Origin of the sequence: Winogradskyella costae (assembly GCF_013403865.1) — a bacterium.
Lineage (GTDB): Bacteria > Bacteroidota > Bacteroidia > Flavobacteriales > Flavobacteriaceae > Winogradskyella > Winogradskyella costae.
Map to the genome: position 1 here is coordinate 1,571,943 of NZ_JABFDK010000001.1, position 13,587 is coordinate 1,585,529.

A 13,587-nucleotide genomic window follows, 5' to 3' on the forward strand; every position below is an offset into this window, starting at 1 on the left:
CTCTTATACTTATAATGCTGTCGTGTTAATTATTCAGTGTTGTTTTAAATAAACTTGGTTTAACCGTAATCATTAACCAGGCCCAATTGTTAGCATTGTCTTTATTACCCGCTTTTAAAACCTCCATCGTTTCTGTGGCAAACATTTGCGAATAGCCTGCGTTAAAACTGATGTCTTTGGTCCACTTATAACCCAATACCAAATCTAATTCGGTGCCCAATGCATTGCTCATTTCTTTACCTGTTAGGTCTACGACAGTCGCTGCAGATGAAAACATATGAGGAGTTAGTTTTGCTGAAAACCGTTCTTTTTGATAATCGAATGAAGTATTAATGTCTAATAATCCAACAGAATTAGAATGGTTGCCCACATAAAAATAATCCATTAGTCCATTAAATTTATGATTCGTACCAAACCAAGGATTAAATGATTTTAGCTTGTTTTCAGTAGTGTTCATATCAGTTCCTGAAAGATATTCGGCGCCTATCCCGGTTTTAAATTCAGTGTTGATTTTATAATATGCATTAACCGCAATATTATAAGCACTCAAATCTGTGTCTGCAATTTTTCCGGTTTGAAAATAGATAGAAGCATCTGTATGCCATTTGGTTGTTTCAAAAGTAAACCGAGAACCTATAGTTTGGTTATAATCTACTTTCTGCTCGTCGTTTTCATTTATGTACGTTAAGCCGTTGTTTAATAGTAAAACACTTAATCCAACATTTTTTAGATTAGTATGATACCATATATATTGAAATGCCTTATAATTATTAACGGAGTAATCTGTATCAAATACGGTTTCTTCATTTGCATTTAGAGCCAAACCAAAATCTAAACGATTCGTAGTATTTGGTTGATAAGTAGTAACTAAGGCATCATGGCTTCTGGCTTGTTGTGCCCAGCCAACATTTCCGAAAATCCTGTGGTCGTCGTAGCTGATTTCTTGTCGACCTAATTTTATGGTTAATTTTGGATTGAATACTAATTCTGCCCAAGCTTCATGCAATGCAATTCCATTTTTATCTTCTAAAGACGTAGTATTAACATCGCCCCAAACTCTCACATTTTGAAACGACACAAAAGCATTCAATGTTTCACTTCCGTAGTTGAAATTTAATCGTGTACGTTGCGATATAAATGTCGCAGCATCTACATCATCTGGAATCAGCGTTTTATAACCCTGTCGGTATTCAAATCGTGGTCTTAATTCTGCCGAAATCTCAAATTCTTGAGCATAGGATGTCATTACTACTCCTAAGCAAAGCATTGTTAGTAGTGTTTTCATCTTTAAATTAGTATTGGGTTAACTGAAGGATGGCGTCAATAGTTTCTTTATTATCAACACCTAAACCTTCTTGTTGGTGTTTTAATTCACCTCCAGAATTAAACACACTAATAATATTAGAATGCGAAAAGTCTATAGGCGAAATTTCTTTATATTTTACAGATAATACATTGGCAAATTCGCGAACTCCACCATCTGTACCTTGCAAAAAGGTCCACTGTTCTCCATCCATCGCGTTTTCTATAGCGAAGGCTTTTAATCGTTCTGGTGTGTCAGTGTTTGGGTCGATAGAAATTAATGCAAATTGAACATTCTTAATATGCTCAACAGGAATTTTAGCTTCAATATGTCTCATATCGGCCACTAGTCTTGGGCAAGCTGCTTTACACGAGGTGTAAATCATTACTATGACCAAAGTTTTTCCTTTAAGATCTTCAAGTTGAATTTTATTGCCCTCTTCAGTATGCCAATCACTTGTTAGGTTGAAAATAGATTCCTCTGAAATCTCTTCAGTTTCTATGTCTTTTGAAGCTGTTTCTATTTGTTTTAAATCCATGTTACAAATAGGACAGCTACCTGCTTCGTCGTAAGTCTTCTCTCCTTCGCATTGCATTGGACATTGGTACATAACTAATGCTGTGTCAGATGCTTTTGGTGCATCCGACTTGCATGATGTTACAACCATTAACATTAGCAACGCTGAGATTATCAATTTTAAATAGTTGCTCACGTTATTTAAATGGATTAAGTGTTCGTGATATTTCTTTGAAACGTTCATTTATTTTCTTTTTTAATATCCTGTACACATCTAAAGCCTAAATTTTTCATAGAATATTTAGCTTTTAAACTTCCTCTAATGGCATAGCGCATAAATGCGGCATAATTCATTAAATCTGTTGCATTAACTGCAGCACTTCCACAGAATAGGTTACTGTCCTTATCGACATCTTTTCTAGATTCTCCAGTTATTAATACCGAATTAAAATCTAAAGTCCACTCCCACACCAAACCGTGTAAATCGTAAACTCCCCAAGCATTTTTTGGTGTTTCGCCAATACGGTTTTCCTTTGTTCTAGGGGCTTCGTACCAGGCTAAAATTTGTGCATTATAAGATGGTTTAACACGCGCGTCTTTTGTGGTTTCGTCTGCCATGGCAACATATTCCCATTCGTCAATTGTTGGTAAACGCTTATTTTGACAATCGCAATAGGCTTTTGCCGCAAACCACGACACGTAGTTAACCGGAGTATTAGGATGAATAGAGTCGTTTGGTTCTAAGTCGGTTTTCCAATTAGTTAAATAACTTTTATCTGCAAATAACGATACAACTTTAGATGTTCTCCATTTTGGATTATCTTTTAGAAATTGCTTATAATCTTCGGTAGATACAGGATAGATATCCATCTTAAAATCTTTGACTTCAACAACTGTAGAGTCTCTTCCATATAAAGGAATGTAGCGACTCCCTTCTATAAGAACCATGTCTTTAGTCTGTCCAAACATTAAGGGTTGAACCACTAAACACACTATGAACAAACTAAAGACTTTGGTTTTCATAATATTATTTCTTTTTAACGTCGTCAACCATTTTTTTGGTTACTACTTTCTTAGAATTGCCCCAGCTATTATAAACATAGGTTAATACGTTAGCCACATCATCTGAAGAAATCATTTGTTTGGTCATTACACTGTTGTATTTATTTCCGTTTACAGTAATTTCTCCGCTTAATCCGTTTACAACTACTCCAATGGCACGATCTACATTTGCATTTAAGTAATCTGATTTTGCCAATGGTGGAAATGCATTCGGAATACCTTGACCCTCATTTTGGTGACATGCAAAGCAATTTTGCATATAGATTTGTTTTCCAAACTCCATTTGTTCTTCGAAAGATTTTGCAGGAATTTCAGATTCTACAATCTCATTAGTGGTTGGCATGTTTTGTATGCCTGGGCCTTCAGGCAAATAAATCCCTTCTCTAATTTCACCAGAGTAAATTTTCTTTTCTTTTTCACCTTCAACTTTTAGCATACCTAAAGCTCCTTTATTAAAAGCTCTAAAAATGGAGTGATCTACTAAAATAAAAGTGCCAGGCACGTCAACTCTAAACTCTACTATGGCTGCACCTCCTGCCGGAATAAGCGTGGTTTGTACGTTTTCATTTATGAGGTCACCACCTTCAACGTGTACTTTATCGAATATTTCACCAATCACATGAAAAGAAGATACAAGGTTTGGTCCACCATTTCCCACATAAAGCCTAATGGTTTCTCCTACTTTTGCTGTTATAGCATTGTCGCCAGTTAATGCTCCAACACTACCGTTAAAGACAACGTAATCCGCATTTTCATCAACTGCTTTTTGCATGTCAAAAGGCTGTAGGCCGCGTTCTCCATTTTTGCCTTTGGTATAGAAATCACCTTGCATAATGTAGTATTCCTTATCAACTTGTGGTAACCCTCCTTCTGGCTCAACGAGAATAAGGCCATACATTCCGTTTGCAATATGCATTCCCACAGGCGCTGTTGCACAGTGGTAAACATAGAGACCTGGATTTAAAGTTTTGAATGAAAATGTTTTTTCATGTCCTGGGGCTACAAATGAAGATTCCGCTCCGCCTCCTGGTCCTGTAACAGCATGTAAATCGATATTGTGCGGTAATTTATTATCTGGGTGATTAGATAAGGTAAATTCAACTTCATCACCAACACGTGTTCTAATGAAACTACCCGGAACAGAGCCTCCGAAGGTCCAATACACATATTTTACTCCATCTGTTAATTCCCCTTCTTCTTCAAGAATTTCCATATTAACAATGAGTTTTTTCGCTTTTCGTCTCCCTACAGGTGTGGGTACATTTGGCGGAGCAGTTAATTCCGCTATCATTTCTCTACGTACTGGTATTTCTGCAGTAGCAGTTTGCTGTTCTTGTTTTTCGGAATCCCCACAGCTTAATATTAGTAATGCTAGAAAGAGAACAATTGGTTGTAGTGTTTTCATCGGTTCAGATTTTTTCTCAAAAATAAGTCGTATAGAAGACCTAAAATATGATATATATCATATTCAGGATAAATTTGTCCTATTTAATTTAAGCTTAGGTTTTATGTTCTTTTAAAAATTTAAAAGTCAATCATTAATTAGGAGGAGAGGAGTTAAAATTATAATTAAGAAAAACCCACAAATGCTAGTTGTGGGTTGTAATTATACATAAGACTATATATGCCGAGGATATGTTCAGAAATGTCATTTTACTAAAAACTAAATCGTACAAAGGGCATCCAAGCTTCGGTATAAATACTTTTATCTTTATCGTAAAGGACATCGTATCTAATACCAATAGTAACATTTCCATTGGTATAACCTGCACCCAAAAATAATGCGGGATACCAATAGTTTTCATCAAGATTTGTTACATACCGGTCATCAAATTTACGACTAACGTGTAATTGTTCAAATTCAGTTGAAATCTGAATTTCTCTATAAGGATTAAATAAGCCTATAAGACTACCTCCTAAAACGGTAGATTTAAAGACATCCTTTTGACTGCTATAAGAGAAGTTAGCACCAATTCCGGTGGCGATGTAAGGATTAAATCTATAGAGGGCGTTGGGAGCTAAAAAGCCACTAAAAAAACCATTTCCAAAGTTTAATCCAATGCCTCCGCCATATTCTACGTGGCTCCAAAAGCTGTTCTTATAAGTAGTTGGTTCTTGAGCGAATGAAAAAAATGTAAAAAAACACATAAATAACGCACTTAATACTATTTTGTGCTTGAGAAAATGCTTCAGATTTGTCATAGTTTAATTTGTTCTATTCAATATGTTATAAATATAATAAATCCTTATCTATATTTACCAAAAGTTGTATTTTTGAATAAATTATGTTGAAACGACAACGTCTCAAAAAGTAAAATGGATAAATATTCCTTTCTCAACGCGGCACATACAGCATATTTTGCTGATTTATACGACCAATACCTCAAAAACCCTGATTCTGTAGAGCCAAGTTGGCGTGCCTTTTTTCAAGGGTACGACTTCGGATCTGAAAATTATGGATTAGATGGTGAAATTGTTGAAGGTGTTTCTACTCAAATACCGGAACAACTTCAAAAAGAATTTCAAGCTCTAAAACTTATTGATGGTTACAGAAGCAGAGGTCACTTATTTACTAAAACCAATCCTGTTCGGGCAAGACGAAAGTATGCTCCAACATTAGAAATTGAAAATTTCGGATTGTCTAAAAGCGATTTGCAGGCTGTTTTTTCGGCTGGTGAAGTTTTAGGTTTAGGATCTGTGACACTTCAAGTTATTATCGATCACTTAGAAAAAGTGTATTGTGAGTCTATTGGTGTAGAATATATGTACATTAGAAAACCTGAAGAAATTCAGTGGATTCAGCAAAAGCTTAATGTCAATGATAACCATCCGCAGTTCTCACCCGACCAAAAGAAAACAATTTTAAGAAAGCTTAATGAAGCGGTTTCTTTCGAAAACTTTCTACATACTAAATATGTAGGTCAAAAACGGTTTTCTTTAGAAGGAGGTGAAGCATTAATACCAGCATTAGATGCTTTAATTGAGCACGCTTCTGGTTATGATGTAAAAGAATTTGTAATGGGAATGGCACATCGTGGTCGTTTAAGTACCTTAACAAATATCTTCGGTAAATCTGCAAAAGATATTTTTAGCGAGTTTGATGGTAAAGATTACGAGCAAGAAGTCTTTGATGGTGATGTAAAATACCATTTAGGCTGGACTAGCGATCGCGTTAGTGATGCAGGTAAAAAAATCAACCTAAATATAGCACCAAACCCTTCGCATTTAGAAACAGTTGGAGCGGTTGTAGAAGGTATCGTTAGAGCTAAGCAAGACGATAAGTATCCTGATAACCCATCTCAAGTATTACCTATTATTGTACATGGTGATGCTGCAATTGCAGGTCAAGGTTTAGTCTATGAGTTGATTCAGATGGCGCAGCTCGATGGTTACAAAACCAACGGAACAATCCATATCGTCGTGAACAACCAAATTGGGTTTACCACGAACTATTTAGATGCACGTTCTAGTACTTATTGTACAGATGTCGGTAAAGTAACGCTCTCACCCGTATTGCATGTTAATGCCGATGATGTTGAAGCTGTGGTACATGCAACATTATTTGCTTTACATTTTAGAATGAAATTTAAGCGCGATGTATTTATTGATATGTTGGGCTATAGAAAATATGGACATAACGAAGGTGATGAGCCTAAGTTTACACAACCACTATTATATAAAGCGATTGCAAAGCATAAAAATCCAAGAGATATTTATGCAGAACGCTTATTAGCAGAAGGAGTTATTAACAATGACTTTGTTGCTAAAATTGAAAAAGAATATAAAGATAGGCTCGAAGAAAAACTCGAAGATTCTCGTAAAGTAAAGAAAACAGAGATTACTCCATTTATGCAAAATGAGTGGGTTAATTTTAATTCGGCACAAGAGGATAAGATGATGGAGACTGTAGACACTACATATCCAAAAGAAGGACTTGAGAAGATTACTAAAATTATATCGAATTTACCAGAGGATAAAAAATTCATAAGAAAAATTCAACGTTTAATAGAATCGAGACAAACGATGTTTGATGAAGATCGATTAGATTGGGCAATGGCAGAACATTTGGCTTATGGATCTATTTTATTAGAAGGTCATGATGTTCGTATTTCTGGCCAAGATGTGGAGCGTGGAACGTTCTCTCACCGTCATGCCGTTGTCAAAGTTGAAGACAGCGAGGAAGAAATTATCTTACACAATAAATTAAGCGACGAACAAGGAAAGTTTTTTATTTATAACTCTCTTTTATCTGAGTATGGTGTTGTTGGTTTTGATTATGGTTATGCCATGGCAAGTCCAGAAACTTTAACTATTTGGGAAGCACAATTTGGTGATTTCAGCAATGGTGCACAAATAATGCTAGATCAATACATTTCTGCAGCAGAAGATAAGTGGAAGCTTCAGAATGGATTAGTAATGTTATTGCCTCATGGTTATGAAGGTCAAGGTGCGGAACATTCATCTGGTCGTATGGAACGTTATTTACAATTATGTGCTAAAGACAATATGTTTGTTGCCGATTGTACAACACCAGCAAACATGTTCCATCTATTACGTCGCCAAATAAAGGCAGATTATAGAAAGCCTTTAATTGTCTTTACTCCAAAAAGTTTATTACGTCATCCAAAAGTAGTTTCTGCTGTTGATGAGTTTGCAAATGGTAGTTTCCAAATGTTAATTGACGATGTAAATGCTAAAGCAGATAAGGTAAAAACATTAGTTTTTGTTACAGGTAAGTTTTATTATGATTTATTAGAAGAGCAAGAAAATTTAGGAAGAGAGGATGTTGCTTTAGTAAGAATAGAACAATTATTCCCTCTGCCAGCTCAAGATATGAGAGCTATGCTTAAAAAGTATAAGAATGCAGATGATGTTGTTTGGGCTCAAGAAGAACCAAGAAACATGGGAGCTTACAGTCACTTATTAATGCATTTTGATGAAGCTAGGCAGTTTAGATCGGCAAGTAGAAGACCTTATGGCGCACCAGCAGCAGGAAGTTCTGTGCGTTCTAAGAAAAGACATAAAGAAGTGATTGATTTTGTTTTTGATAAAACCAAAAACAACCAGAGATAATAAAATTAGGGTATCAAAAAAAGATATCTTCAAACAAAAACAATGTAAGACCATAGGTTATAAATAAAACAATATGATTTTAGAAATGAAAGTGCCTTCACCAGGCGAATCAATTACTGAGGTGGAAATTGCAGAATGGTTAGTGCAAGATGGAGATTATGTAGAAAAAGACCAAGCTATTGCTGAGGTAGATAGTGATAAAGCAACTTTAGAGTTACCGGCAGAAGCTAGTGGAACTATTACTCTAAAAGCAGAGGAAGGTGATGCTGTAGCAGTGGGTGCCGTTGTTTGTTTAATCGATACGAGTGCAGCAAAACCAGAAGAAAGTGGAGATACACCTGAAACTTACAAAAGTGGGGATGAAGGAAGTGGTGACAAAAATGTTGCAGATGACTTAAAGAAGGAGCAAGAGCAAACTTCAAATACAGGAGAAAAAGCTTCAAACCCAGCTAAAGATACATACGCTTCAGGAGTTGCAAGTCCGGCAGCTAAAAAAGTCTTGGCTGAAAAAGGCATAGATGCAAGTTCAGTTTCTGGTACAGGTAAAGATGGAAGAATTACTCAAGATGATGCTGTAAAAGCGGTACCATCAATGGGAACTCCAACAGGAGGCAATAGAGGAACATCTCATAGCAAAATGTCTATGTTACGTCGTAAAGTTGCTGAACGTTTAGTGGAAGTTAAAAATACAACAGCAATGTTAACCACATTTAATGAGGTTAATATGACACCAATCTTTGAATTGCGTAAGCAGTATAAAGAAGATTTTAAAGCGAAGCACGGAGTAGGCCTTGGGTTTATGAGTTTCTTTTCTTTAGCTGTTGTTAGAGCACTAGAGATGTATCCAGCAGTAAATTCTATGATAGATGGTAAGGAAATGTTGACTTATGATTTTGTAGATATTAGTATTGCGGTTTCAGGTCCTAAAGGATTAATGGTACCAGTAATTAGAAATGCGGAAAATTTATCATTTAGAGGAATTGAATCTGAAGTTAAACGTTTAGCATTAAGAGCTAGAGATGGTCAAATTACGGTTGATGAAATGACTGGTGGTACATTTACTATTACGAATGGTGGTGTGTTTGGAAGTATGTTATCTACTCCAATAATAAACCCTCCTCAAAGTGGAATTTTAGGAATGCATAACATTATTGAGCGTCCTATTGCTGTGAATGGTAATGTGGAAATTCACCCTATGATGTATGTGGCTTTATCTTATGACCATAGAATTATTGATGGTAAAGAGTCAGTAGGTTTCTTAGTTGCAGTGAAGGAAGCATTAGAAAGTCCTGAAGAATTATTGATGAATAATAATATTAAGAAGGCTTTGGAATTATAAGACTTGAAATTATAAATAAAAAAAAGCGCAATTTCATTGAAATTGCGCTTTTTTGCTCCTAATAAAGAGTATTCAATTATACTAATCAGTATTAGCTAAAGAAATTAACAGCAATATTTGCCGATACCACAATTATTGAACTAACAATTAATAAGATAATAAATACCTTGTCATTTTTTGAGGTTGATTCATTTTTCATTGTTTCCATGGACTTATTGTATTTTTTTAAAAACTCCGAATTACAAGATAATTTGAAGCTAATAAGGTTTACGTTATAGGTTTAATTAATAGCTGGTGTAAAGTTGCAAATAATTATAACACAATACTATACGTGACTTTACGTATTTTTTAATTTTATTTAATAAAAAAAGGCCTCGAACAAAAGTTCAAGGCCTAATAATCCCTAAGAATTAATCAATCCTATGTTTTTTTAGAATTAACTAATAGCAAAATTTTATGTTACAACCCCTACATTTGTAACACGAAGTAAAGGTCATGAAAAAAACAATACTAAACTATACGTAACTTTACGTAGTTTGTGTTTTTTTTGAATTTAAGTGTCAAAAAAAGCTGAATTTTCTTTAGCCCAAATCAATAGACTGTTTTGTTTTCGCTCTAATTTTAGTTTTTTTATAATATTACTTTTGTGTTTTTCTACTGTCCGAGGGGAAATTAAAAGTAAGTCTGCAATTTCGACCCCTGTTTTATTTTGAGATATTAACTTAACAATTCCTTTTTCGTGATTAGTTAATAAATCAAAATTTTCGGGTAGTTCGTGTAATTCTAAAAATTTCAGCAATTCAGGGCTAAAATATGGCTTGTCTTTTATGACAGATGAGATACAGTTTTCAATTTCTACTAATGCAAATTCCTTTAAAACATAACCATAAACACCAAGTGCCTTAGCATCATAATATATCTTTTCGTCTTTTTCGAATGTGATAAGGATAATTTTTGTGGCTAGCTTATCATTTTTGCATTTTTCAGCAATCTGTAAACCAGTAAGAAAAGGCATTTTTATGTCTAAGATAGCGATGTCTGGAGTGTGTGCTTTTATAAGTACTAAAGCTTCTTTTCCGTTTTTAGCGCTTGCTAATACGTTAAACTTTTTTTCTATTAGAAAATCGTGCAGACCTTTCAGGACCAAGGGATGGTCATCTGCTATAATAATTGTAGGGTTCATTAGTTGCTATTAATAATTTTAAAGGTAATAAGAAACTTTAGTATATTAAATTTCTGCTACCATTTTAATACTTACTAAGGTACTACAACTTTAAATACAAGTATTTTTTTTCGTAGTCTATAACAGCTTTCCCTTTCTTTAAAACATCAGCCCCAAGAATACCATCTACAGGATCTGCATTATGATTTATTAAGCCATTATTTACATGAGATAAATTAAATAAAATTAGAGCCACGCGGTTCTTTCTCCATTTTCCAACTTTTATAGCGTTAGATGTAGAGATTTGCGTCAACATGTCAGAAGCCCCAGCTCCAACAGCTTTAATCTCCGAATCTTTAACATTAAGCTTAAATCTGTCAATAGCTTCAAAACCTACACAGCTATTTGAGGCCCCTGTATCTAATATAAAACGTCCTTTTACACCGTTAATACTGGCTTTTATTTCGAAATGATTGGTTTTAGTGAATTTTAATTTGACTTTAGAATAGCCTTTATTTAAGAGGAAGTCTTTTAACGTTTCCATATTTTTTGTTTGAAAATTAGTAACCAACTGAAGAATGCAATTATCAAGCCTAAGATGACATAGATATATGAATTGTAGTTATTAGGAGGTTTTGGAGCCGTTAAGTCACCAAAATAGACAAAAGCACTCCAGTAATAGGGTGATTTCTTAATATTTGAGATGTCAGGATTATTTAAGTAAGCTAATTTAGAGCTTTGATTGGCAGCAAAAGGTGATTCCGTAGTTCTAAGATCTTTATAAAAACTAGACATGAGTTGTGAGGTGGATAAATCATTGATTTTCCATAGTGAAACTAATAAATTAGATACACCTGCATATTTAAAACCACGTGCTAAATTCATGCTGCCTTCTCCTTTTTGAAGCATTCCGACTCCTGTTTCACAAGCACTTAAAACGACTAAATCGTTGGTTAAGTCAAGATTGTATAAGTCTTGCAAATACAATTTTGAATCTATAAAATCGATATTGGCTGGCGTAGTGAAATTGCCACTATTAGCATGTGTTGAAAGATGTAAAATACTATATTTATTTATCTGTTCTAACACATCTTGCTTAGTGGCCGCATTGTACATTAAAAACTCAGTTTTAATTTCATTGTCTATTTGTTCTGCTTCGTCTAAAGAATACGTGAGTTTTAAATTACTATTGTCAAAAACAGGAAAAATACCAAGAGCAGAATTTTTAAACTCATACGGTTTGCTTTCATTATAAAAGGAAGCACTTGTGTGATAAGCTAAGCGATGTTTTTTAACCAAAAATGGCATTTTAGAATAATTGGAGGTCGTTGTTTTTTGAGTTAATAAGCTTTCAAAAGGAATAAAATTTAAAAGACCATCTGCAACAACGATAACGTTTTGGTAGTCGTTAATATCTTTCCATTTTAATAATTCATATAGATTGAAGGCATCATCCGTAAATTGTGAAATAGTGTTATTGATGACCGACGCATTTTCAAAATAATCTATAAATGTTGAAATTTTATGTTTGTTGGAGTCTGACAATTCTATTTGTTGAAAACCCAAGTGATTTGGGGTAAACACAAATTGATACAAGTTGCTTTTGCCATAAAAGTATTCTATTAAACAAGCTTTGTCTAGTTCTAATTTTGATTTAAGGCTTGCCAAATCGATACTTCTCGAATAGCTTGAAGGATACGTTTTATTGATAGAGTCTTGCAACTGTTTTAGTGCTGTACTTATGGTAATGAGTTGTAATTGCAAACTATCGCGTTCTAATAATTGTAATTGCGCTCTGTTTATAGGTCTATTAAGTAACCTGTTGGTTAGTTGTTGTTGCTGTTTTAGTAAATAGTGTTCTTTTAAAAGAAGACTATCTGTTGGATGCTTTTGTAAAAGAGTTCTTTTATTAGTGTACCATTTTAAGGCTAAGGCTTTAGTGTATTCGGCATAATTAAAAGCGCGTTTGGCATAATCGCTTTCTCCTTTTATTTGATACAAGTCATATAATAGGGCAATGCATTTTTCGCTTCGGTCTTTATTGACACTTGCATTGAGAATATAACTTTCTTGACTTGTATTTTCTTGTGCGAGCAAGTCCGAAACATAAAAACTTAAATCGTAATACTGCAATGCGTTTTCTGATTCAGTTTCTAATTCCGCCCATAGATCGAAAATATCTATAAAGGTGTTTTCAGGATATAAATCCGTTGTTTTGGGTATTTGAGTACCGTCAAAATTTGGTAATAAAATCGCTAAGCAATTTTTTAATTTCGCAATAGCTTTGTCATTTTTGTTGCGTTTAAAATGTAATTGCGCTTCCTGAAAACTAAATTGTGCTTTACTTCGTGCTGAGGTAAGATCATTAATTTTTTTAGGTCTTAAATGATTTAAATAGGAAAGGGCTAACTCGTAATCTTCATTAGTTAAAGCGGTTTCGTAGTTGAGTTGAAGTTCTTCAATTGTACCAGCATTAAACCTTAGAACAATGAGGTCGTTTTCCAAAAACAATCGCTTCTGATTACTTTTTAAAAGTAGGTTACTTTTTCTTTTTATATAATTAAGGTTCTGTTTTTGTTGTTTTTTTATGCCTTCAATTTTAATGCCTTTCTTCGCAATGGTTATAACTTGCTGATGTTTATTTAAAGATTGGTAGAGCTTCGCCAAATTAATGTAACCAGAAATTTGTTGTTGTTTATTATTTTGTTTTTCGGCAAGTTGAAGGTAATAGGTGGTAATTTGTTCTGCTTTTATATAGGAATTGGTTTTATGGTAAAGAATACCTAAAGGAATCAAACAATATTCTATAATATCATAAGATGAAATTTTATGGTCGTTATAAAGTTGATGTGCTTTTTCGTAGGTGCTAATAGCTTCCTTTTTTCGATTTAATTTATCGAGATAATACGCTTTATGAACTAATAGGTTTATAAATGCAAAGTACTCGTCTTTGGTGTTAAGTTGTGCTTCAATTTGAAGACTAGTTTTATTTAGCTCATCTAGGCTTTCAACTGTTTGATTTTGACTAAAATTTTCAGTAGCCACATAAATTGCTTCTTCTAAATCTTGAGCAAAACAAGTTCCGAAGACCAACATAAAAATTAAAATAAGTCCTTTTTTCATTTATTATGG

10 protein-coding genes are annotated in these 13,587 nt (G+C 34.0%); 2 read left to right on the forward strand and 8 right to left on the reverse strand.

Features of this window, described 5'->3' with window-relative positions; genetic code table 11:
• Window positions 1-25 precede the first annotated feature (25 nt).
• The 5 genes from HM986_RS06705 to HM986_RS06725 all read right to left on the reverse strand — a co-directional run bounded on the left by HM986_RS06705 (window position 26) and on the right by HM986_RS06725 (window position 5,029).
• Window positions 26-1,285 carry an alginate export family protein gene (locus HM986_RS06705; protein WP_179334263.1) on the reverse strand — a complete coding sequence of 420 codons (1,260 nt, stop codon included), beginning with the start codon at window positions 1,283-1,285 and terminating at the stop codon, window positions 26-28.
• Between the two features lie 7 nt (window positions 1,286-1,292).
• The gene (locus HM986_RS06710) at window positions 1,293-1,913 is read right to left on the reverse strand and encodes an SCO family protein (protein ID WP_262890556.1); all 621 of its coding nucleotides are present in this window, start codon (window positions 1,911-1,913) and stop codon (window positions 1,293-1,295) included.
• A 146-nt stretch (window positions 1,914-2,059) separates the two neighbouring features.
• Window positions 2,060-2,842 carry a formylglycine-generating enzyme family protein gene (locus tag HM986_RS06715; RefSeq protein ID WP_179334264.1) on the reverse strand — a complete coding sequence of 261 codons (783 nt, stop codon included), beginning with the start codon at window positions 2,840-2,842 and terminating at the stop codon, window positions 2,060-2,062.
• Window positions 2,843-2,846: 4 nt separating this feature from the next.
• Window positions 2,847-4,286, reverse strand: a complete 1,440-nt coding sequence (gene nirK, locus HM986_RS06720; protein ID WP_179334265.1) for a copper-containing nitrite reductase — start codon at window positions 4,284-4,286, stop codon at window positions 2,847-2,849.
• Window positions 4,287-4,537: 251 nt separating this feature from the next.
• Entirely contained in the window at window positions 4,538-5,029 is a 492-nt protein-coding gene (locus HM986_RS06725) for an alpha-ketoglutarate decarboxylase (RefSeq protein ID WP_179334266.1), read from the reverse strand.
• A gap of 168 nt (window positions 5,030-5,197) precedes the next feature.
• On the opposite strand from HM986_RS06725, the gene HM986_RS06730 reads away from it, so the two are divergent.
• Window positions 5,198-7,954 (forward strand): 2-oxoglutarate dehydrogenase E1 component, encoded by a 2,757-nt coding sequence (locus tag HM986_RS06730; protein WP_179334267.1) that lies wholly within the window; start codon window positions 5,198-5,200, stop codon window positions 7,952-7,954.
• 73 nt (window positions 7,955-8,027) lie between these two features.
• Window positions 8,028-9,293: a 2-oxoglutarate dehydrogenase complex dihydrolipoyllysine-residue succinyltransferase gene (odhB, locus tag HM986_RS06735; RefSeq protein ID WP_179334268.1), complete on the forward strand. Its 1,266-nt coding sequence runs from the start codon at window positions 8,028-8,030 to the stop codon at window positions 9,291-9,293.
• Window positions 9,294-9,846: 553 nt separating this feature from the next.
• On the opposite strand, the gene HM986_RS06740 is transcribed toward odhB, so the two are convergent.
• The 3 genes from HM986_RS06740 to HM986_RS06750 form a co-directional block, all read right to left on the reverse strand.
• Window positions 9,847-10,476 carry a response regulator gene (locus tag HM986_RS06740; protein WP_179334269.1) on the reverse strand — a complete coding sequence of 210 codons (630 nt, stop codon included), beginning with the start codon at window positions 10,474-10,476 and terminating at the stop codon, window positions 9,847-9,849.
• A gap of 82 nt (window positions 10,477-10,558) precedes the next feature.
• Window positions 10,559-10,999: a retropepsin-like aspartic protease family protein gene (locus HM986_RS06745; RefSeq protein ID WP_179334270.1), complete on the reverse strand. Its 441-nt coding sequence runs from the start codon at window positions 10,997-10,999 to the stop codon at window positions 10,559-10,561.
• Window positions 10,987-13,578, reverse strand: coding sequence for a CHAT domain-containing protein (locus HM986_RS06750; protein WP_179334271.1), 2,592 nt, complete (start codon window positions 13,576-13,578; stop codon window positions 10,987-10,989). The genes HM986_RS06745 and HM986_RS06750 overlap by 13 nt, the downstream gene beginning before the upstream one ends.
• Window positions 13,579-13,587: the final 9 nt, after the last annotated feature.